This window comes from Mycobacterium sp. HUMS_12744610 (genome assembly GCF_041206865.1).
Taxonomy (GTDB): domain Bacteria; phylum Actinomycetota; class Actinomycetes; order Mycobacteriales; family Mycobacteriaceae; genus Mycobacterium; species Mycobacterium servetii.
Genome location: NZ_JBGEDP010000001.1, coordinates 4,380,777 through 4,400,117, shown reverse-complemented (window position 1 = coordinate 4,400,117; position 19,341 = coordinate 4,380,777). Strand labels below are relative to the sequence as shown.

The window sequence follows — 19,341 nt, the reverse complement described above, 5'->3', positions numbered from 1 at the left end:
CCGGCTCCGCGGCCGGCCGACTCCGCCATCCGGCTATGCTGTCCGGCCATGACGTCCATGTGGGGTGCCCCGGTCCATCGCCGCTGGCGTGGATCACGGTTGCGGGACCCACGCCAAGCCCGGTTCCTCACGCTGGCCTCGCTGAGGTGGGTGCTGGCCAACCGCGCCTACACCCCGTGGTACCTGGTGCGCTACTGGCGGCTGCTGAAGTTCAAGCTGGCCAACCCGCACATCATCACCCGCGGCATGGTGTTCCTAGGCAAGAACATCGAGATCCACGCGACACCGGAGTTGGCGCAGCTCGAGATCGGCCGCTGGGTGCACATCGGGGACAAGAACACCATCCGCGCCCACGAGGGCTCGCTGCGGTTCGGCGACAAGGTGGTGCTGGGCCGCGACAACGTCATCAACTGCTATCTGGACATCGAGCTCGGCGATTCGGTGCTCGTGGCCGACTGGTGCTACGTCTGCGACTTCGACCACCGCATGGACGACATCAACGTCCCGATCAAGGACCAGGGCATCATCAAGTCCCCGGTCCGCATCGGCCCGGACACCTGGGTGGGGGTGAAGGTGACGGTGCTGCGCGGCACGGCCATCGGGCGGGGCTGCGTGCTGGGCTCGCACGCAGTGGTCCGCGGCGTGATCCCCGACTTCTCGATCGCGGTCGGCGCGCCGGCCAAGGTGGTCAAGAACCGGAAGCTGTCGTGGGAGAGTTCGGCCGCCCAGCGCGCGGAACTGGCCGCCGCGCTGGCCGACATCGAGCGCAAGAAGGCGGCCCGCTGAGGCGTCGGTAGCGGCCGCACTCAGCCGAGGTCGCGGTAGCGGCGCAGCGCCTCGACCCGCTCGGTGTCGTGGTCGACGATCGGTTCCGGATACCCTTGGGGCCGTTCGCCTTTGCGTAGGTGCGCGTCGTCGGCGCCGGCCAGTTCCGGGACCCAGCGCCGGATGTAGTCGCCCTCGGGGTCGAATTGCTCGCCCTGTTTGTCGGGGTTGAACACCCGAAAGTACGGCGCGGCGTCGGTCCCGCACCCCGCGGCCCACTGCCAGCCGTGCTGGTTGTTGGCCATGTCGCCGTCGACGAGCTGCTCCAGGAACCATTCGGCGCCCCACTGCCACGGCAGGTGCAAATCCTTCACCAGGAACGACGCGACGACCATCCGCAGCCGGTTGTGCATGAAGCCGGTCTCGCGCAGCTGGCGCATTCCGGCGTCGACGAACGGAAACCCGGTCTCGCCCGCCTTCCACGCCTCGAAGCGGCGTTTCGCCGCGATCCCGCTGTCCGTCCGGATGCCGTCGAAATCGCCGTTCCAGTTGCTCCAGGCGCTGGCCGGCCACTGGTACAGCACGTCGGCGTAGAAGTCGCGGAATGCCAACTCCCGCAGGTACGCCTGCGCTCCGCTGCCCCGCAGGTCGAGGTCGGCGGCCAGGGTGCGCGGATGGATGGTGCCGAACTTCAGGTGTGCCGACATCCGGCTGGTGCCATTGAGGTCGGGCCGGTTGCGGTCCTTGGCGTAACGCCGCAGCCCGTCCGCGACGAACGCGTCCCACTCCACCAGGGCCGCGCGTTCCCCGGCGGCGAGGTCGAGCGCGGCGCCCGGGTCGGGGATCTCGCACTGCTCGATACCCACGTTCGCCGCATCGATCCAGCGCGCCGGCTCGGCGCCGGAACGGGCGGGTCCCCACCAACCGACGTCGCGCCACCGATGGAAGAACGGCGTGAAAACCCGGTAGGGGCTGCCGTCGGGCTTGGTGACCCGTCCCGGCGACACCAGGTACGGCGAGCCCGTGGCCACCAGTGGCACCGGGTCCAGGGCCGCGCGGACCCGCTCGTCGCGGCGCCGCCCGAACGGTGCGAAGTCCTCCGAGATGTGCACGGCCGTCGCGCCGATCTCTCCGGCGATCCGGGGGATCCGTTCCTCGGGCCGTCCGCGGGTGACCAGCAACCGGCCGTCCAGGTCCTCGCGCAGTCGGCGTAGGGAGTCGCCCAGGAACTGCAGGCGGCGCCGCCCCGACGACGCCTCCAGTCGCGGATCGAGCACGAAACAGGCGAGCACCTCGCCGTCGTCGGCCGCCGCGGCGGCCAGCGCCGGGTGGTCAGACAGTCGCAGGTCGCGGCGAAACCAGAACAGTTTCGGCATCTTTCGGCGCGCCGCTCAGCGGTTGAGTCGCCAGATGTGGGTGGCCAGCATGGTGGCGAAGGTGCACCACAGCGGGTAGGGCGCCAGCGCCAGCCCGGCCCGGGGGTCGGCCTGCGCGGCACGCCGGGCCAGGTCGGCGCTGCTGGCCGCCAGGACCGCGGCGCCCACGGCGGACGCGCCGAGTTTGTGGTACCGGAAGAACAGCCAGCTCCAGCCGGCGTTGAGCGTCAGGTTGACGCCGAGCGCGGCGGCGTAGGCGCGCGCCTCCTCGTGCTGTCCGGCCGCGCGGAACCGGTCGATCACCACCGCGGACGTGGCCGCGATGTCGGCGTAGAGGCTGGTCCACACCACCGGGAACGCGACCCCGGGCGGCTGGTAGCGCGGCTTGCGCAGCCGCGAGTACCACGCGGGTACCCGGTTCGGGCTGGCGACGCTCCCGGTGCCGGCGGCGGCGGCGACGGCCAGCGAGGTGCCGGCCAGTATCGACTTGTTCATGCTGTGCTCCGTTCTTGTTGGGGTGCAACGCTTTCGGTACGGACGGGATCGGCGGGCCACCAGATGCGGGTACCGGCTAGGGCGAACAGCGCGGGGATGACCAGGGTGCGCACGACGAACGTGTCGAGCAGGATTCCCAGGCCGACGATGATGCCCAGCTGCGTCAGCACGATCAACGGCAGCACTCCCAGGACGCTGAAGACCGCCGCCAGAACGATTCCCGCGCTGGTGATCACGCCACCGGTGGCCGCCACGGCGCGGACCATGCCGTCGCGAGCGCCGTGCCGCGCGGCCTCCTCGCGGGCGCGGGTGACCAGGAAGATGGTGTAGTCGACGCCCAGGGCGGCCAGGAACAGGAACGCGAACAGCGGCGTGCTGTTGTCCAGCGCCGGGAATCCGAAGACGTGGCTGCTGGACCAGCCGCCGGCGCCGAGCGCGGCCAGGGCGCCCAGGATCGTCGCGCCCAGCAGGATCGGCGGTGCGAGCACCGAGCGCAGCAGCGCGTACAACACCGCCAGGATCACGGCCAGGATCGCCGGGACGAGCACCCGGCGGTCGCGGGTGGCGGCGTCGCGAACATCGAGGGCCTGCGCGTCGGCCCCGCCCACCAGCGCGCCTGGGTCGGCCTCCTTCGTCGAATGCCGCAGCGCCGCAACGGTTTCGAAGGCACGATCGGACGAGGGCGGAGCGTCGGTCACCACCGACCACTCGGTCAGCCCCGAGGGTGACCGGCCCGACTCGGTCGCCGAGACGACCCCGGGGGTCGAGTCGATGGCGCGCTGCACGCGCGGCGCCCGCGCGGTGGGCGCGACGACCAGGGTCGGGTTGACCAGGCCGGCCGGGAACTGCGCGGCCACGACGTCGTACCCGGCCACCGAGTCCGCCCGGACCCGGAACTGCTCGGTCTGGGACAACCCGATCCGGGTGCCCAGCAGTCCCGTGGCCAGGGCCGCCAGCGCCGTGATCGCGACCGCGGCGACCACGGCGGGACGCCGGTCGACCCACTGCGCCACCCGCAGCCAGGGGCCCGACTCGCGGGCGTGGCCCGCCGGCCGCGGAACGAAGGGCCAGAACAGTCGCCGTCCGCACAGCGCGAGCACCGGCGGCAGCACCACGAGCACGGAGACCGCGGCGACGAGCAGGCCGCACGCTGCCAGCGCACCCAGGCTGCGGGTGCTGGGGGTGGACGCGCAGAGCAGCGTCAGCAACGCCAGCACCACCGTGGCGTTGCTGGCCACGATGGCCGGCCCGGCCCTGCGTACCGCGCGGCGCAGCGCTTCCCGGTGATCCGGGTGCGCGCTTCGGCGCCGGAGTTCCTGGCGGTAGCGCGAAATCAGCAACAGTGCGTAGTTGGTGCCCGCCCCGAACACCAGTACGCTGGTGATCCCCGCGGTGGAGCCGTCGAAGCTGAGTCCGGTCAGCCTCGCCACGGCGGTGCCCACCGCCGTGGCGACCCGGTCGGCGAATCCGATCACCAGCAGCGGGGCCAGCCACAGCACCGGCGAGCGGTAGGTGGCGACCAGCAGCACGGCGACCACCGCCGCGGTCACCGCCAGCAGGGTGACGTTGGCGTCGGTGAATGCGTTGGCGATGTCGGCGCCGAACGCGGGCCCCCCGGTGACCTGGGCCCGCAGGCCGGCCGGCAGGCCGTCGCGTGCGGCGGCACGTGCGGCGGCGACCTGTTTGTCCAAGTCCAGGCCCGACAGGTCGGCGCTCACCGGCGCCACTGCGAGGGCCGCCCTGCCGTCGGCCGACACCATCGGCGGCGCGGCCGCGGCGGGCGCGCCGGGCCCGGTGGCCGCCCGCATCCGGGCGCCGGCCGCCCGGGCCGCCGAGACGTCGGCGGCGTCCAGCGGTGCGCCGTCGGCGCGGGTGACGACGAGGATCAGCGGCACGCGGTCGCCGCCGGGGAACTGGCGGGCCAGGGCGGCGACTTTCGCGGAGTCGGAGGCGGCCGGCACCGACTGCGGCGCCTGGCCCGCGGCGGCGTTGCCGCCGACGAGCACCATCACGCCGACGCCCAGCAGCACCGCGGCCAGTCCGGGCAGCCACGATCGCCGGCGCGTCACCGTGGCCGCCACTGCGTCCCAGCCCGAGAGTTTCACTAACTTAAACATTAATCCAATTAACAACTAGTCGTGGTCGCTGTACGCTGGCATTCTGATGAACCCGGATCGGAGTGCCCCGGAGCGGATGGGACTCGAAGCGCTGATCGCGGCCGACGCGCGCGCTCTTGCGGCCGAATCCGACCAGTTGGGGCGGGTTTTCGCCGCCTCCCACCAGGTGCACCCCAGCGATTTCCGCGCCCTGGTGCACATACTGGTGGCCGAGAGCGAGGGCGCCCCGCTGACGTCGGGAGAGCTGCGGGACAAAATGCGTCTGTCCGCGGCTGCCATCACCTACCTCGTCGAGCGGATGATCAACTCCGGTCACCTGCGGCGCGAATCCGACCCCTCCGACCGCCGCAAGGTCATCCTGCGGTACTCGGGCGAACACAGGGACATCGCCGAGGCTTTCTTCACCCCGCTGGCCGCGCATACCTACGCCGCCATGGCCGACCTGCCCGACGACGACCTGATCGCCGGGCACCGGGTGTTGACCGCGCTTATCATGGCGATGCGACGGTTCCTCGACGACCTGGAAGTCGCGCGCGCCGACTTGGGTGTCACATGAGGATGGATCGGGGCGAGATGACCACGCGCAAGCGCCGCCACATCGACGTGTGCCTCGACGGCGACGTCGACTACCGGGGCGTCACGACGGGGTTGGAGCGTTACCGCCTGCCCTATAACGCGCTGACCCAGACCAATCTCGACGATATCGACCTTTCCACCGAGTTCCTCGGCGCGCCGTTGCGGGCGCCCGTGCTGGTCGGCGCCATGACCGGCGGCGCCGAGCTGTCTGCAACCATCAACCGTAATCTGGCCACCGCCGCACAGCGACTTGGCATCGGCATGATGCTCGGCTCGCAGCGCGTGATGCTCGACAGCGTGTTGGGGGAGGCCGCCGCCTCCAGCTTCGCCGTGCGCGACGTGGCACCCGACGTGCTGTTGTTCGGCAACATCGGCCTGGCCCAGCTGACCAAGGACGCGGTGCCCGACATCGTCCGGGCCCTGCACCGTGTCGGAGCCAATGCGCTTGCGGTGCATACCAATCCGCTTCAGGAGGCCGTCCAGCGGGGCGGCGACACCGATTTCTCCGGGTCGCTTGACCGCCTGCACGACCTGAGCGACCTGCTGGGCTATCCGGTGCTGCTCAAGGAGGTCGGCCACGGCCTCGGCGGAGCGGCGGTCGCCGATCTGTTGCGGCTCTCGGGTGCGCCGCCGGTGGCCGCCATCGACGTGGCCGGCGCCGGCGGCACGTCGTGGTCGCGCGTCGAGCAGCTGGTCCGCTACGGCGAACTGCGCTACCCGGACCTGGCCGACTGGGGCATACCCACCGCGCAGGCGATCCGGGAGGTGCGCGCCGCCCTGCCGGACATCCCGCTGGTGGCCTCGGGCGGTATCCGCAGCGGCATGGACGCGGCCAAGTCGCTGATCCTGGGTGCCGACGTGGTGGCGATCGCGCGCCCGCTGCTACCCGCGGCGATCGAGTCCGCGGACGCGGCGACGGCGTGGCTGCAGCGGTTCATCGACGAGCTGCGGGTGTGCCTGCACGGCTGCGGCGCACCGGATCTGCGGGCCCTGCGTTCCGTCTGCCTGACCGACACCTGACGGCGGGAACGCGCATGGCGGTGATTCTGGCGTACGGGTCCCCCGCACTGGGGCACCTGTACCCGATGGGAGCCCTGCTGCGGGAGCTGGCCGGCCGCGGCCACGCGGTGCACCTGCGCACCCTGGCCGCCGACGTCGACGCCATGGGCAGGCTCGGCATCCACACCGAGGCCGTAGACCCGCGGATCGAGGCCATCACGGGGCGGGATTGGCTGGCGCGCAACGCCTTGGACGTCCTGCGGGAAACGATCGACGTCCTGTGCCGGCGTGCAGTCATCGAAGTCGAGGACCTGCGCCGCGGGATCGAGAGGCTGCGGCCCGACGCGGTCATCGTCGACGCCAACTGCTGGGGGGCGATGTCGCTGGCCGAAGCCACCGGTGTTCCCTGGCTGGTGTTCTCGCCGTTCACCCCCTACCTGCGCTCGCGCGGTGCTCCGCCGTTCGGCCCCGGCCTGCGGCCGCTGCCCGGTGTCCTGGGTGCGGTCCGCGACGCGTCGATGCGCCCGTTCGTGACCCACCTCTTCGACCGCCGGGTCATGCCGCGGGTCAACGCAGTCCGCGCGGATCTCGGTGTGCCGGCGGTCGACTCGGTGGACGCGTTGATGCGCCGCGCCCCGCTGCTGTTGGCCGTCGGCGGCGAGCCCTTCGAGTATCCCCACCCCGACTGGGGTGATGCCGTGCACTTCATCGGCGCCTGTGAGTTCGAGCCGGCCCCGGTGGCCGTACCGGACTGGATGGCCGCCGTCGACCGCCCGGTCGTGCTGGTCACCACGTCCTCGATCGCCCAGGCCGACTCCCGGCTCGGCCGTATCGCCCTGCAGGCGCTGGCCGACGAGCCGGTGCACGTGGTCGCCACCTTTCCCGCCGGCGTGCCCCCCGCGCTGCCGCAGCCGCCCAACGCGACGGTGTGCCGGTTTGTGAATCACGGTGTGGTCCTTGACCGCGCGGTCTGCGCCGTCACCCATGGGGGCATGGGCACGACCGTCAAGGCCCTCGATCGCGGCATCCCGGTCTGCGTGGTGCCCTTCGGCCGCGACCAGGCCGAGGTCGCGCGCCGCGTGCAGGTGGCCGGCTGCGGCGTCCGCCTGCCGGCGAAGAGGCTGACTGCCGCCCGGCTGCGGGAGGCGGTGCGCACGGCGATCGCGATGGCCGACGGCGCGCGCCGGGTGGCGGCCGGCTTCGCCGCGACCGGCGGTGTGGCGCGCGGCGCGGACCTAATCGAAAAGCGCTTGCTACAGGGGGTTTCGCCGGGGCTACCGCGGGTTGACCTGCCGCCGGCGCGGGGCCGCAGCGTGTCGCCCGATGTCGGCTGACCGTCGGCCGGGCTCGGGGGCGAGCTCGTCCTGGAAATTGCCCATCGCTTCGATCATCGCCGTGAAGACCCGGTGGGCGGCGCGCAGGTCGTCGTCGCTCAGATCGGCCATCGCGGCGGACAGATGCTTGCCGAGCGGCGTGAAGAACTCGCGCGCGAGTTCCATGCCGCCATTCTCGTAGCGCAGCAGCCACTTGCGGCGGTCGTCGGGGTCGGGTTCGCGCCGGATGTGACCCGACTCGATCATCCGGTCGACGAGATAGGTGATCGCCGCGGGCGAGACGTCCATCCGCTGACCCAGCTGCGCCAGCGTCAGCGGTTTTCCGGCGGTCTCGGAGACCATGATGTGCAGCAGGGCGTGAAAGTCGTTGCTGTTCACCTCGTTGGTCCGGGCGAAGTGCCGGCCGATGCGGTCGGATTGCGCCGTGATCTCCCGCATGTCGGCCGAAAGCTGCTTTTCCAGCTCGGTCCGGCCGGGCGGTGGGTTCTGTGCGCGGCGCTTGGTCACCTACCCGCATCCTTCATCAGAAGTACCAGGGTATCGGCGCAGTCGTCGAAAGACCTAATGCGCCCCGCCGTGTGGCGGAAGTCGGCTGCCGGCGCCCCGCGGCCTGGCCTTCGCCGCGGCCACGGCGATCCAGGAGGTGGCGGCCGCGGCGAAGGCCAGGGCCTGGGCGGCTTCGGTGCGGCCCGCCGGGTAGCACACGCCCGCGACGTAGCGGTCGATGAACCCGCCCTCAGGCAGCGGAGCCATCCGCGCCCGGTCCCGGGCCCACCGTTCCAGCCGCGTCAGCGGGCACGACCACCCGAGCGCCACGACGCCGGCGCCCCAGCAGACCGTTGCCACGTGCAGCCAGATGGTGCGCGGCCAGCGCAACGCCAGGAAGCCGCCGCTGGGCAGGTAGATCAGGTACCCGAGGTGTGCGCCGACGGTGGCGGCCACCACCGCGGCATGCGGGTTCTTCATCGAGCGCCCGTGCGCACCCGGTAGCGGCGTTCGGCGTAGGCCAGGTCGTCGCGCCACAGCCGGGTGGCGGCATAGCGCATCAGCGGCGTGACCAGCGGGGCGGCGCGGCGTGCGGCCGCGAACCCGGGGCGTTGCGACGTCGCGACGGTGGCCTCGACCACGGCGACACCGGGGCGCCCGTCCGGGCCGGGACCGGTTGGGGTGGCGTGGGTTTCGACGACGCTTCCGGTTCCCTCGCCCTCGACGATGCGCATCAGCACGGTGCGCGCCTCCGGGGTGGTGAACTCCGCGATCACCGGCACCCCGAACCGGCCCATCCGGAAGGTGACCGACACCAGGAAGCGGTCGTCCTCCTCGGTCGGGGTGGCGAGCACCTCGAGCCGGGTGAACGAATACGGGTGAAACCATGCACCGTGCCACGGGTCGAGCCGGTTGGCGATGACGTCGCAGGGTTCGCAGCTGCCGTCCAGGCGGGTGACGGCCGCCAGCGTGCCCCCGGCCGGTCTGAGCGGGATCACCGGCGCGTCGAGCGGCGCCTCGCCGCCGACGGCATCGAGCCGCACCCACGCCAGCACGCCGTCGTCGTGAGCGGGCAAAGGCCGCCAACCGAACTCGCAGCGCTCGCCGTCGAGGGCCAGACCGTGCCAGCGACAGAACAGGACACCGTCGCGCACGATCCCGGTGGCGAGATCGGCCCCCAGGTGCGGGCAACCGGCGGGACCGACCCGCAGCAGGCCCCGCCGGTCGCGCCAGGCGACCAGTTCCACCCCGCCGACCCGGGCGCCCAGCGGCCGGCCGGCGCCCACGTCGCGGCTGGCCGCGAACACGAACCAGTTGCCGGTCGGCCTGCGCTTCGACCGCGCCAGCGCGGCGTCGATGACGTCCGGCCTGGCCTCGCGGTAGGTGGGTTCCTGCTTCGTCCACGCCACCCGCGGAACCATCTGCAGCGGCCAGTCTTTGGGCCAGCGCCCACGCAGGCGGTCGGCGGCGCTCACGGTCGGCGCTCCCGGCCGGTGGCCAGCCGGCGCAGCACCGCCGACCGCCCGCGGGTGGGAACGGTGCACAGCGGGTGACCGGCGAGCCCCCACCTGCCCAGCAGGTGGTTGGCGGCCAGCCAGCCCGAGGTGGCCGCACGCTCCATCAGCGCCACCGGCAGGTCGACGCGGATGCCGTCACCGGCCAGCACCAGCCCCGGCTGCGGCGTGACCACCGCCGGACGGCATTGGTGGGTGCCAGGGGCGAACAGCGGGCAGTCGCTTCGCCGGAGCACCCGCTCGTGGCGCACCCGGGCCGCCGCGGTTTCCGGGTAGAGGGCGTGCAGTTGGTCGAGGGCGCCGGCCGTGGATTCCGAGCGCGCGGCATACGAGTGCAGTTCGACCACGGAGCCGCGATTGCGGCGGGCCCAGTCGGTTGCCTCGCGTTCGTAGCGCTCCAGCACGCTGATGTTGTCGAGCGGCTCGTGACCGGCGGTGCCGAGAAAGGCGGGGCGATCGGCGTCGACGGGCCGGTCCAGCCAGAGCCGGTGCACCAGGAACGGCGGCGCCGTGCGCAGCCCGCCGACCCGGGAGCGCCACGGCTCGTCGCCCAGGCCCGGTGAGGCGTGCACGACCTGCTGCAGGCCGTGCACGTCCAGGGCCAGCACCACGGCGTCGGCTTCCAGTCGCTCGCCGGCCGCGGTGTGCACGTGAAAACCTTGGGCCGCGGCGGGTTCCACGCGCGAGACTTGGTCGCCAAGGTGCACCCGGACACCCTGGCCGCCCAGGTGTGCGGCCAGCGGATCCCACAGGGCCGCATCGAAGTTCGCGTTGGCCACGTCGAAGATCAGGCCCTCGCTGGAGCCGAGGAAGTAGATGTGGAACATCGTCGCCAGCTCGGCGGCCGACAGCTGTGCCGGTTCGGCGAAGAAGCTGCGCGAGAACACCTCGAACGCGAGGTGCCGCGCCGACTCGGGGAAGTTGATGTCTTTGAGGAAGGTGTCGGCGTCGACGTGGTCGAGCCGCTGGTAGATCTCGGGCACCGACACCGCCGCCAGCGGCGCGGCGGCGCGCACGTCGAGGCGCGCCAGGTCGGCGAGCCGGAACGTCGGGCTGCGCAACGCGAACGCCAGTGCGTTCCACGGCGGGAGCTGCGGCAGCCCGCGAAACGTGTCCCGCCGGCCGGCGCCGTCGATGAGGGGGTAGTCCTCGACGGGGGTGAGCATGCGCAGCTTCGGGTCGACGCGGCGCAGCAGGGCCCGCAGGTTGTAGTACTGGCGGAAGAAGGCGTGGAACCCGCGGTTCATCGGCAGCCCGGCGCCCTCGGCGTCGTGTTCGGTCCAGCCGCCGACCCGCCCGCCCAGGTACTCCTGGCGTTCGACGAGGTCCACGGCGACCCCCCGTTCGGCCAGCCCGGTGGCGGCCGTCAGCCCGGCGATGCCCGCGCCCACGACGACGGCGCGGGGCCGCGACGGCAGCCCGCTCGCGTCGGGCAGCCCGGGCCGGGCGGGATGGATCTGGCGGCGGCGGTCGGTCATCGTTTCGCGTCCTCCGGTGGCGCGTATCCCAGGAAGGTGTGCACGACGTCGCGTTCCCAGCCCGGCATGGTCTGGCTGTCCACGTCGGTGAACCCGGCCTCGAGCATCCGGCGGCGGAAGCGCGCCGCACCGTCGAAGGCCAGCACGCTGCGCCACAGGTGCCGGTACAGCGTGGTGTCGCGGGTGCGCCACCAGCCCGACGGGATGATGATGCCCCAGCACACCGCGTGCCAGATCCTGGTCGCGGCGCGCGAGTCGCGCACCGAGTACTCGTGCACCGCCAGGGTCCCGCCGGGGCGCAGCAGCGCCCGAAACGCCCGCAGCTGGCCGTCCGGGTCGGCGAGGTTGCGCAGCAGGTAGGCGGCCAGGATGCCGTCGAACGGCCCCCGGACCTCACCGTGCGCGGCGAGGTCCTCGATGCGCGAGTGCACGAACCGCACCGACGGCGGCCACGGCTTGGCGCGCGCCGCCTCCAGCATGCCGCCGGCGGCGTCGACGGCGACGATCTCGGCCTCGGGGGCCACCGACAGCAGCGCGGCCGTCGACGCGCCGGTGCCGCAGCCCGCATCGAGCAGCCGTAAACCCTTGCCGCGACCGGGAATTCGCATGCGTTCCGCCGACCGCCGCAGGTTGGCGTGGTAGCCCGGGTTGGCGCCGACCAGCCGGTCGTAGGCGGCGGCGCCGACGTCGAAGGCGCCGGGCACCTCACCGCGCGGCAGGCCCGCCCTAGCGACGCGCACGTCGGCCCTCCCACAGCATCAGCACCGCGGTGACCAGCGCGAAGCCGAACAGGAAATCCTCGACCGGGATGTCGAACGGGAACCGTACGCCGCTGGTCTGGCGCTGGTCGTAGATCACGATCGGTGCGCTGCGCTTGGTCAGCCAGCCGTCGACCGGCACCTGGAAGCCGAGCACGATCAGCATCGACAGCCAGTAGGCGGGCCGCCGGAAGAGCCCGGTGTGCAGCAGCCCGAACTCCAGCGCCACGACGAGGAACACGGCCAGCACGGCCGGCAGGGTGTAGCCCAGGCCGGTCATCGCCGCCTGGCCCGGTCGAGGATCGTGGTGACCGCGTTGTAGGTCAGCAACGCGCACAGCGGGATCACCACGAAGAACAGCGCCTCCTCCAGGGGAACCCGGAACGGGAGGTGGACGCCGCTGATGTAGCACGGGTTGTACGTCCACACCCCGGCGGCGATCGCGACCGCGTCCCAGACCAGGAACACCGCGGCGACCGGGGCCACCGCACGTACGACCCGCCGGGGCCGGCGGTAGACGCCGGCGCCGAAGAACTCCAGCGGCGCCGTGATCGCCAGGCACAGCCCCAGCACGATCAGGTATTGCCAGCCCTCGCTCATGCCGCACCGGGCTTGCGGTGCTCGGGGGGGGCCAGCCGCGCGCGCCACGACCGCAGCAGCCCGCCGCCGGCGACCTGCAGCCGTCGCGAGATGCCGACGGTGGCGCGCCGGCCGAACACCGAGAAATCACTGCTCTCAATGCAGTCGAGTATCTCAGAGTAGAGCGTCAGTGCGGTGGCGACACAGGGCCGGGAACGCGGTTGCAGCAGCGCGATGCCCTCGGCGGCGAACCGGTAGATGTCGCGGGTGACGTCGTGCTGGGCCGCCAGTGCCGCGCGCACCCGGGGGTCGGTGCGGTGGTGGTCGTGACACCACGTCAGCAGCTCGCGGTCGACGCCGTGGGCGGCGAGTTCGTCGGCGGGCAGGTAGACCCGGCCGCGCCGCAGGTCCTCGTCGACGTCGCGCAGAAAGTTGGTGAGCTGGAAGGCGCGCCCCAGCGCGGCCGCGTACGGGGCCGCCTCGTCGCTGGAAACCACCGTGCCGAGCACCGGAAGCATCTGCAGCCCAATGACTTCCGCCGAGCCGCGCATGTACCGGTCCAGCGCGGCCCGGTCGGGATAATCGGTGACGGACAGATCCATCCGCATCGAGGCGAGAAAGTCCTCGAACAGGTCTGCGGCAATTCCGTAACGTCGCACGGTGTCGTCGGCCGCGGCCAGCACGGGCTCCTCACGAAGGTCGCCGCCGGCGAAGAAACGATCGGAGAGCCGCTGGAGGCTTTCCGCGCGCGCGGCGACGTCCACGGACGGGTCGAGGTCGTCGAGGATGTCGTCGGCGTGGCGGGCGAAGCCGTACAGCGCGTGTACCGCCGGGCGCTGGTCCGGGGCGAGCAGCCGGGTGGCCAGGAAGTAGGTGCGACCGTGCTCGGCCGCGATCTGGCGGCACCGGCGGTACGCCGCACGCAACCCCGGGTCGGTGATTCCCGCGGCGTCGAGTTCGGTGCGGATCATGGTCGCCGCGCTTTCAGGTCGAAACGTCTCGCCGGCCGCCCGGAGGTGCCGGTGATGCGGTCGGCGGCCAGCCGGCCCGAGATCAGCGTAGTGGGCACCCCCACGCCGGGCACGGTCGACGAGCCGGCGAGCACCGCGTTCTCGATGCCGCGCACGGTGTTGGCCGGCCGGAACGGCCCGGTCTGGGCGAACGTGTGGGCCAGCGCGAAGGGGGTGCCGGCCGCCATGCCCTGGTGGGCCCAGTCCGCGGGGGTATCGACGTGCAGCACCTCGGCGTCCGCGCGCAGGCCCGGCAGCAGCCTGTCCTGCACGATGTCGAGCAGGGTGTCCGCGTAGCGCTCGCCGGTGGCCGCCCAGTCGATACCGCCGCGCGACAGGTTCGGTGCCGGCGCCAGCACGTAGAGCAGGTCGCGACCGTCGGGGGCCAGGGCCGGGTCGCTTGCCGTCGGCCGGGTGACCAGCAGCGAGGGGTCCGTCATGAGCCGGCCGTCGCGGATGATGTCGGTGAAGGTCTGCTCCCAGGCGCTGCCGAACAGGATGGTGTGGTGCGCCGGCGGCGGTGCGGTGGCGGCGCGGCAGCCGACGTGCAGCACCACCGCCGACGGCGCGGCGCGCAGCCCGAGCGGCCGGCGCGGCCGGTGGCCCAGCAGCGCGTAGGTCTGCGGCAACTCGGTGGTCAGCACGGCCGCGTCGCAGGCGATGCGCTCGCCCTGCGCGGTGTGGACCGCGGTGACCCGGTCGACGGTGCGGTCCAGCGCGGTGACGGCCGTGCCGTAGCGGAACCGCACCCCGGCGTCGGCGGCCGCCGCGGCCAGCGCGTCGGGCAGGGCCCGCACCCCGCCGCGGGGGAAGAACACCCCGGCGACCGTGTCCATGTAGGCGATCACCGCATAGACCGCCAGGGCCTGCTGCGGCGCGACCCCGGCGTAGAGCGACTGGAAGGTGAACACCCGCCGCAGGCGCGGATCGCTGATGTGGCGCTTGACCATCGTGTCCCAGCGGCGGAACCCGCCGATCGCCGCGAGCCGGGCCAGCCGGCCGTTGAGCAGCGACAGCGGGGAGTCGAAGTTCGCGGAGATGAAGCCGTCGAACTCGGTGCGGTACAGCCGGTCCAGCCAGTCCCGCAGCCGAAGGTAGCCCGCGGCCTGTTGCGGCCCGGCGAATTCCCGCACCGCGGCGGTCATGCGGTCGGCGTCGGTGTGCACGTCGATCGCACCGCCGTCGGCGAACATCGCCCGGTACGCCGGGTCCACCGGCCGCAGATCGAGCCGCTGCGAACGGTTTTCGCCGACCGCGGCGAAGACCTCGTCGATGATGTCGGGCATCGTGATCACCGTGGGCCCGGTGTCGATGCGGTAGCCGGCGACGTCGCGCCGCCCGGCCCGCCCGCCCGGCCAGGGCTGCTGCTCGACCACCGTTACCTCGCGGCCGCGGCCGGCCAGGTGCAGCGCCGCGGACAGCCCGGCGAATCCGGCGCCGACGACCACGACGTGGTCGGTGCGCCCCCGTATCGTGCGCATCAGTTTGAGCCTCTCATGCCGCCCGCCGCGTGCACACACCGGCCATGTCGACCAGCGCGCCCCGGATTTCGCCGCCGATCCCGCTGCGGTCCAGGGCTTTCCGCGCCGCGGCGACACGCTCGGCGATCAGTTGCTCGATCCACTGCACCGCACCGGTGGACAGGATCAGGGTGCGCCAGTGGTCGACGGCGGCCGCGTCGAGCCGGTCGTCGTCCATCAGCTCCCGGAACTGGCGGCGCGTCGACGCGTCGGCCAGCTGGTGGGCGGCGACCACCACGCTGGTGGCCTTGCGTTCCAGCAGGTCCCCGCCGCTGGGTTTGCCCGTCACGGCGGGGCTCCCGAACACGCCGAGGATGTCATCGCGCAGCTGGAACGCCTCGCCGACGGCGCAGCCGTAGTCGCCCAGTCCGCCCAGCACGCGCTCGCCGCAGCCGGCCATCGCGGCGCCGATCTCCAGCGGGCGGCGCACGGTGTAGTTACCCGACTTGAGCCTGGCCACGGCCAGCACCGACTCCATCGTGGGCAGGTCGCGCACGTCGTTCGCCAGGTCGGCGAATTGGCCCACGGCCAGTTCGCTGCGCATGGCGTCGTAGCGCGGCCAGGCCCGCTGCAGCTGGTCGGGCGCCAGCCCGCTGTCGCGCAGCATCTGTTCGGCCCAGATCAGGCACAGGTCGCCGAGCAGGACCGCGGCCGATTCCCCGAAGCGGCGCGACGAGCCGGACAGCCCGCGCCCGCGATGCCAGTCGGCGAACTGGACGTGCGCAGCGGGCCGGCCCCGCCGGGACGCCGAGTCGTCCATCACGTCGTCCTGCAGCAGGGCGAACGCGTGCAACAACTCCAGGCTGCCGGCCGCCCACAGGGCCGCGTCGCTCGCCGGTGCGCCGCACAGCCAGCCCAGGTATATGAACGTCGAGCGCAGGCATTTGCCGCCGTCGAGGAACTCCAGCAGGATCTCGCCGGCCACGTCGACGCCGGCCGAGCCCAGCTCCTCGTCGCACCGATCGGTGACGAAGTCGGTGACCGCGGTGAGCACCGCACGCCGCAGCCAGGCCCGCCAGGAGTCCAGCTGGGTGATGTCGGGTGGTGCGGCCACGCCGTCGGCGGGAACTTCGCTGCGCAAAGGCCGTGGACAAGCGCCCACGGCCCCCACCGAAGCACCTGCGGCAACGTCGGTCAGCCTCCGGCTCGAACGGCTCAGATTCACGCGATGTACCCCTTTGGCGAGAAATCAAACCACCGCGCGGCGGCGGACGTCGTGGCGCGGACGTGGGCCGGCCGTCGTGTCATTCAGTTACTTAAACATTAATCTACTGAATTAGTCGGTGGTTGGCCAGAGTTCTTTTCCCGCGAGACCGGCGAGGCGGGCGAAGGCGCGGACCGTTTCACGCAGACGCCGCCGGGTAGCCGGTCCCACATACCCGACGGACGCAAGAGACGGCCCGGTTCAATGGGACCTCGCTCGCGACCTCTGCCATCGCCTGGCGATCGGGTTCGCGTTGCTGGTCGCGAGCACGGTTGGCGTCCTGGTGGCGGCGCCGGCCCGCGCCGACACGGGGGCCACCGCCTTTCCCGGCATTCAGATCCATCAGGGCGACACCGTGTGCACGCTGGGATTCGTCGAACCGCGACTGCGGATCGGTCGTCACCGACGACCACCAGAACGTGCTCGGCACGGTGGTCGTGGCCCGGTACAACTCCGCGGGGACCGCCGCCGCCGGCGGCTCGGGCGTGGAGTACGAGGTCATCGGGTTGGGCGACAACGTCAGCGCCTCCGACGTGCTGCCCACCGGGCGCCAGTTGCAGTCCAGGCCGGGCGCCCGCGCCCAACCGGCCGAGCGGCTCTGCCACGACGGCATCTCGACGGTTCACAGGACTGCGGCCACGTCGACTCCGTCGAACGGGGATGGTTCGTCGTCGCCGACGTCGCCTCGCGCGCGGGCGACTTCGGTGGGCCGGTGTACGCGCTGGCCGGCGACGACGGTGCCGTGATGGTGGGGCTGTTCGAGGGGACCGGCGAACCGGAGGCCAGGGTGGAGTCCTGGCAGGCCGTCATGCAACAGCTTTTCATCGACGTCCCGTTGCCGGGGCAGCGGCCGTCCACGGGGGTGCGCGTGACCACGCGGTGATCGGGACAGCGCGCGATTCCGCACGACGACGCCGCGGCTGCCGGGTGTCGGGCATGGCTGCGCTCAGCGCCACACACACGGCGATCGCCGCATGGCTCGAGCACAACAGCGCGACCGCCGAGCGGAGAATCCGCGTGCGCGCCAACGGCTACGGACGGCTGCTGCCGATCGCCTCGTCGAGCGTGCTCGCGCGGGTGTCCAAGGCCGCCGGGACACCGGGCCCGCTGCAAGGCTTCGTCGGCCCGGCCGTGCGGTTGCAGGCGTCGACGCCATGGGACGTCCTGGTCGTCTCCTCGGGTTCGGGCGTGCTGGCCCGGGCGGTGGCGCTACGGCCCGCCACCTCGTGGACCGGGCAGACCATGACCGGCCTCATGCCGTTCGGCTATCGGGGTAGAAACTGGTGGCTGCGGGCGCGGCTCTGCAGCGACATCGACGGCCCGGGGCTGTCGCTGGCCGCCGTGCGGCGGCGGCTTGTGGCCGGCGGAATCGGGATGGCGCTCGACCAAGCTCGCGGCAGAGGCGATTTCACGCCGCTGGCCCGGCTGAGGATGACCGGGCCGTTCGATCCGGCGCCGGGCGAGGACGTGTCGCTCGACCCGGTCGTCAACCTCGCGCCCGGGCTGAACCTGCGCCCGGCCTGGCTGGCCGGCCTGCGGGAAAGCGCATACCGGCGCAGCCGGGAGGGCCGCGACGCCGAAGCAGTTCAGCCGGTGCGCCCAAGCAGGTGACGCAGGGCCTGATCGAGGCCGACCCGTGCCGCCCTTTCAACCACACGGGACAAACGCGTTAATGTCTTGCGGTGTGGCATTCACCGCATTTGACCCGGAGTTGATGTCGACGGCCGTGTCGCAGGCGGCCGGTATCGGCTCCTCGCTGCGTTCGGCCTACAGCGCCGCGGACGTCTCGACCACCTCGGTGGCGACCGCGGCCCAAGATGAGGTGTCGGGGGCGATCGCGGCGGTGTTTTCCGCACACGCCCAACGGTTCCAGGCTCTGGGCACCCAGGCGGCGGCGTTTCACGCCCAGTTCGTGGCGGCGCTGCACCGGGTGCAGGGCGCCTACGGCGCCGCAGAGGCGGCCAACACCACCTCCCTGGGCACGCTGGAGAACGCGATCGCCCAGGTGCCGTGGTTCTCCCCGGTGAAGGATCTGACCGGGCGGCCGTTGTTCGGCAACGGCGCCAACGGCATGGCGGGCACGGGGCAGGCCGGCGGATCGGGTGGCTGGTTGATCGGCAACGGCGGCAACGGTGGCACCGGTGCGTCCGGCCAGACCGGCGGGGCCGGCGGGGCCGGCGGGTGGTTCGGCAACGGCGGCAACGGGGGCACCGGCGGGGCCGGTGCGGCGGGCGGGACCGGTGGTCATGGTGGCCTGCTGGTCGGCAACGGCGGCAACGGCGGCACCGGCGGACAGGCGGTCGCGGGCGTCAACGGCGGAAATCCCGGCGCGGGCGGCATGGGCGGGCAGCCAGGATTGATCGGCCGCGCGGGAAGCGACGGTCAGACCGGCGCGCCCTTGACGGGCGGCGGCGGCGGGTCGACGGGCGGGGGTGGCTCCAGCGGCGGCACCGTGATCTCCGATCAATACGGAACGGCCATCATCGAAAACGCCTACATAGTGCAGAACAACGCGTACAACATCGGGGGCGGGCAGCAGACGATCACCGTCAGCTCCACCGGTTTCGCGATCACCGCCCTGACCGGCTCGGCTCCCACCAACGGCGCGCCGCTGTCCTACCCGTCGGTCTATTTGGGCGGGGCCTACAACAACATCTCCCCGCACAGCCCTTTGCCGGACCAGCTGAGCCAAATCCAAACCGCGACGAGCAGCATCAGCTATACCTACCCCAGTAGCGGCACCTACGACGCCTCCTACGACATCTGGCTGAATCCCACGCCGAACACATCCACGGTCAACCAGCAGGAGATCATGATCTGGTTCAACCATGTCGGCCCCATCCAGCCGGTCGGCTCCGATGTGGGCACCGCCACGATCGACGGAAAGCAGTTCGCGGTGTGGGAAGGCTACAACGGCCAGAACCAGGTGGTCTCCTACGTCGCGGACTCGCCGATCAACTCGTGGAACAACATGAATGTGTTGGGCTTCGTCGACAACACCGAAACCTGGGAGCCGTCGGTGAACAGCTCGTGGTACCTGACCAGCATCCAGGCGGGGTTCGAGCCCTGGAACGGCAGCGTCGGCGCGGCGGTCGATACATTTTCCGCCAGCATCAACGGCACTCCCTGA

Annotated in this window: 21 protein-coding genes; 7 read left to right on the top strand and 14 right to left on the bottom strand. The window is 72.1% G+C overall.

From position 1 onward, the window contains the following. Nucleotides 1–48 precede the first annotated feature (48 nt). Complete coding sequence (locus AB8998_RS21170; protein ID WP_369739645.1) at nt 49–786, top strand: acetyltransferase; 738 nt, start codon at nt 49–51, stop codon at nt 784–786. A gap of 20 nt (nt 787–806) precedes the next feature. Here AB8998_RS21170 and AB8998_RS21165 read toward each other — a convergent pair whose 3' ends face one another. Genes AB8998_RS21165 through AB8998_RS21155 form a run of 3 tightly spaced genes read right to left on the bottom strand, consistent with a single transcriptional unit; the run spans nt 807 to nt 4,753 of the window. Beyond that, the gene (locus AB8998_RS21165; RefSeq protein ID WP_369739644.1) at nt 807–2,141 is read right to left on the bottom strand and encodes a cryptochrome/photolyase family protein; all 1,335 of its coding nucleotides are present in this window, start codon (nt 2,139–2,141) and stop codon (nt 807–809) included. Between the two features lie 15 nt (nt 2,142–2,156). Further along, nucleotides 2,157–2,636, bottom strand: a complete 480-nt coding sequence (locus AB8998_RS21160) for a TspO/MBR family protein (protein WP_369739643.1) — start codon at nt 2,634–2,636, stop codon at nt 2,157–2,159. Next, entirely contained in the window at nt 2,633–4,753 is a 2,121-nt protein-coding gene (locus tag AB8998_RS21155; RefSeq protein ID WP_369739642.1) for an MMPL family transporter, read from the bottom strand. Before AB8998_RS21155 ends, AB8998_RS21160 begins: the two co-directional genes overlap by 4 nt. A 46-nt stretch (nt 4,754–4,799) precedes the next feature. Here AB8998_RS21155 and AB8998_RS21150 point away from each other — a divergent pair, with 46 nt between their 5' ends. The 3 genes from AB8998_RS21150 to AB8998_RS21140 are packed head-to-tail and all read left to right on the top strand — an operon-like array spanning nt 4,800 to nt 7,662. Beyond that, the gene (locus AB8998_RS21150; RefSeq protein WP_369739641.1) at nt 4,800–5,309 is read left to right on the top strand and encodes a MarR family winged helix-turn-helix transcriptional regulator; all 510 of its coding nucleotides are present in this window, start codon (nt 4,800–4,802) and stop codon (nt 5,307–5,309) included. Next, on the top strand, nt 5,306–6,349 hold the full coding sequence (gene fni / locus AB8998_RS21145; protein ID WP_369739640.1) for a type 2 isopentenyl-diphosphate Delta-isomerase: 1,044 nt from the start codon (nt 5,306–5,308) through the stop codon (nt 6,347–6,349). Before AB8998_RS21150 ends, fni begins: the two co-directional genes overlap by 4 nt. Before the next feature lie 14 nt (nt 6,350–6,363). Then, nucleotides 6,364–7,662, top strand: a complete 1,299-nt coding sequence (locus AB8998_RS21140; protein WP_369739639.1) for a glycosyltransferase — start codon at nt 6,364–6,366, stop codon at nt 7,660–7,662. Here AB8998_RS21140 and AB8998_RS21135 read toward each other — a convergent pair. The 11 genes from AB8998_RS21135 to AB8998_RS21085 all read right to left on the bottom strand — a co-directional run bounded on the left by AB8998_RS21135 (nt 7,603) and on the right by AB8998_RS21085 (nt 16,824). Further along, nucleotides 7,603–8,169, bottom strand: a complete 567-nt coding sequence (locus AB8998_RS21135) for a MarR family winged helix-turn-helix transcriptional regulator (protein WP_369739638.1) — start codon at nt 8,167–8,169, stop codon at nt 7,603–7,605. The two genes, AB8998_RS21140 and AB8998_RS21135, sit on opposite strands and share 60 nt — an antisense overlap. Nucleotides 8,170–8,223: 54 nt before the next feature. After that, the gene (locus AB8998_RS21130) at nt 8,224–8,628 is read right to left on the bottom strand and encodes a DUF2784 domain-containing protein (RefSeq protein ID WP_369739637.1); all 405 of its coding nucleotides are present in this window, start codon (nt 8,626–8,628) and stop codon (nt 8,224–8,226) included. Continuing rightward, a complete protein-coding gene (locus tag AB8998_RS21125; protein ID WP_369741687.1) occupies nt 8,625–9,569 on the bottom strand; it encodes a DUF5914 domain-containing protein in 945 nt (314 codons plus the stop codon). The genes AB8998_RS21130 and AB8998_RS21125 overlap by 4 nt, the downstream gene beginning before the upstream one ends. 50 nt (nt 9,570–9,619) lie before the next feature. Then, the gene (locus tag AB8998_RS21120; protein ID WP_369739636.1) at nt 9,620–11,140 is read right to left on the bottom strand and encodes a hydroxysqualene dehydroxylase; all 1,521 of its coding nucleotides are present in this window, start codon (nt 11,138–11,140) and stop codon (nt 9,620–9,622) included. Then, on the bottom strand, nt 11,137–11,880 hold the full coding sequence (locus AB8998_RS21115; RefSeq protein WP_369739635.1) for a class I SAM-dependent methyltransferase: 744 nt from the start codon (nt 11,878–11,880) through the stop codon (nt 11,137–11,139). The genes AB8998_RS21120 and AB8998_RS21115 overlap by 4 nt, the downstream gene beginning before the upstream one ends. Continuing rightward, nucleotides 11,867–12,178 carry a lycopene cyclase domain-containing protein gene (locus tag AB8998_RS21110; protein WP_369739634.1) on the bottom strand — a complete coding sequence of 104 codons (312 nt, stop codon included), beginning with the start codon at nt 12,176–12,178 and terminating at the stop codon, nt 11,867–11,869. The genes AB8998_RS21115 and AB8998_RS21110 overlap by 14 nt, the downstream gene beginning before the upstream one ends. After that, nucleotides 12,175–12,498: a lycopene cyclase domain-containing protein gene (locus AB8998_RS21105; RefSeq protein ID WP_369739633.1), complete on the bottom strand. Its 324-nt coding sequence runs from the start codon at nt 12,496–12,498 to the stop codon at nt 12,175–12,177. The genes AB8998_RS21110 and AB8998_RS21105 overlap by 4 nt, the downstream gene beginning before the upstream one ends. Then, nucleotides 12,495–13,448: a phytoene/squalene synthase family protein gene (locus tag AB8998_RS21100; RefSeq protein ID WP_369739632.1), complete on the bottom strand. Its 954-nt coding sequence runs from the start codon at nt 13,446–13,448 to the stop codon at nt 12,495–12,497. Before AB8998_RS21100 ends, AB8998_RS21105 begins: the two co-directional genes overlap by 4 nt. Continuing rightward, nucleotides 13,445–14,968: a phytoene desaturase family protein gene (gene crtI, locus AB8998_RS21095; protein ID WP_369739631.1), complete on the bottom strand. Its 1,524-nt coding sequence runs from the start codon at nt 14,966–14,968 to the stop codon at nt 13,445–13,447. Before crtI ends, AB8998_RS21100 begins: the two co-directional genes overlap by 4 nt. Nucleotides 14,969–14,981: 13 nt before the next feature. Continuing rightward, nucleotides 14,982–16,088, bottom strand: coding sequence for a polyprenyl synthetase family protein (locus AB8998_RS21090; protein ID WP_369739630.1), 1,107 nt, complete (start codon nt 16,086–16,088; stop codon nt 14,982–14,984). A 262-nt stretch (nt 16,089–16,350) separates the two neighbouring features. Beyond that, nucleotides 16,351–16,824 carry a hypothetical protein gene (locus tag AB8998_RS21085; protein ID WP_369739629.1) on the bottom strand — a complete coding sequence of 158 codons (474 nt, stop codon included), beginning with the start codon at nt 16,822–16,824 and terminating at the stop codon, nt 16,351–16,353. Nucleotides 16,825–16,923: 99 nt separating this feature from the next. On the opposite strand from AB8998_RS21085, the gene AB8998_RS21080 reads away from it, so the two are divergent. From AB8998_RS21080 to AB8998_RS21070, 3 genes are all read left to right on the top strand, one after another. Next, nucleotides 16,924–17,094 (top strand): hypothetical protein, encoded by a 171-nt coding sequence (locus AB8998_RS21080; RefSeq protein ID WP_369739628.1) that lies wholly within the window; start codon nt 16,924–16,926, stop codon nt 17,092–17,094. Nucleotides 17,095–17,147: 53 nt separating this feature from the next. After that, nucleotides 17,148–17,822 carry a phosphodiesterase gene (locus AB8998_RS21075; protein ID WP_369739627.1) on the top strand — a complete coding sequence of 225 codons (675 nt, stop codon included), beginning with the start codon at nt 17,148–17,150 and terminating at the stop codon, nt 17,820–17,822. A gap of 73 nt (nt 17,823–17,895) precedes the next feature. After that, complete coding sequence (locus AB8998_RS21070; protein WP_369739626.1) at nt 17,896–19,341, top strand: GH12 family glycosyl hydrolase domain-containing protein; 1,446 nt, start codon at nt 17,896–17,898, stop codon at nt 19,339–19,341.

Excerpts from the sequence above, each read along its gene's own strand:
- AB8998_RS21075 (WP_369739627.1), top strand. The coding sequence starts at position 17,148 with ATGGCTGCGCTCAGCGCCACACACACGGCGATCGCCGCATGGCTCGAG.
- AB8998_RS21155 (WP_369739642.1), bottom strand. The coding sequence starts at position 4,753 with ATGTTTAAGTTAGTGAAACTCTCGGGCTGGGACGCAGTGGCGGCCACG.
- AB8998_RS21105 (WP_369739633.1), bottom strand. The coding sequence starts at position 12,498 with ATGAGCGAGGGCTGGCAATACCTGATCGTGCTGGGGCTGTGCCTGGCG.
- fni (WP_369739640.1), top strand. The coding sequence starts at position 5,306 with ATGAGGATGGATCGGGGCGAGATGACCACGCGCAAGCGCCGCCACATC.
- AB8998_RS21165 (WP_369739644.1), bottom strand. The coding sequence starts at position 2,141 with ATGCCGAAACTGTTCTGGTTTCGCCGCGACCTGCGACTGTCTGACCAC.
- AB8998_RS21170 (WP_369739645.1), top strand. The coding sequence starts at position 49 with ATGACGTCCATGTGGGGTGCCCCGGTCCATCGCCGCTGGCGTGGATCA.
- AB8998_RS21160 (WP_369739643.1), bottom strand. The coding sequence starts at position 2,636 with ATGAACAAGTCGATACTGGCCGGCACCTCGCTGGCCGTCGCCGCCGCC.
- AB8998_RS21100 (WP_369739632.1), bottom strand. The coding sequence starts at position 13,448 with ATGATCCGCACCGAACTCGACGCCGCGGGAATCACCGACCCGGGGTTG.
- AB8998_RS21125 (WP_369741687.1), bottom strand. The coding sequence starts at position 9,569 with ATGGTTCCGCGGGTGGCGTGGACGAAGCAGGAACCCACCTACCGCGAG.
- AB8998_RS21120 (WP_369739636.1), bottom strand. The coding sequence starts at position 11,140 with ATGACCGACCGCCGCCGCCAGATCCATCCCGCCCGGCCCGGGCTGCCC.
- AB8998_RS21150 (WP_369739641.1), top strand. The coding sequence starts at position 4,800 with ATGAACCCGGATCGGAGTGCCCCGGAGCGGATGGGACTCGAAGCGCTG.
- AB8998_RS21140 (WP_369739639.1), top strand. The coding sequence starts at position 6,364 with ATGGCGGTGATTCTGGCGTACGGGTCCCCCGCACTGGGGCACCTGTAC.
- crtI (WP_369739631.1), bottom strand. The coding sequence starts at position 14,968 with ATGCGCACGATACGGGGGCGCACCGACCACGTCGTGGTCGTCGGCGCC.
- AB8998_RS21085 (WP_369739629.1), bottom strand. The coding sequence starts at position 16,824 with ATGCCGTCGTGGCAGAGCCGCTCGGCCGGTTGGGCGCGGGCGCCCGGC.
- AB8998_RS21130 (WP_369739637.1), bottom strand. The coding sequence starts at position 8,628 with ATGAAGAACCCGCATGCCGCGGTGGTGGCCGCCACCGTCGGCGCACAC.
- AB8998_RS21110 (WP_369739634.1), bottom strand. The coding sequence starts at position 12,178 with ATGACCGGCCTGGGCTACACCCTGCCGGCCGTGCTGGCCGTGTTCCTC.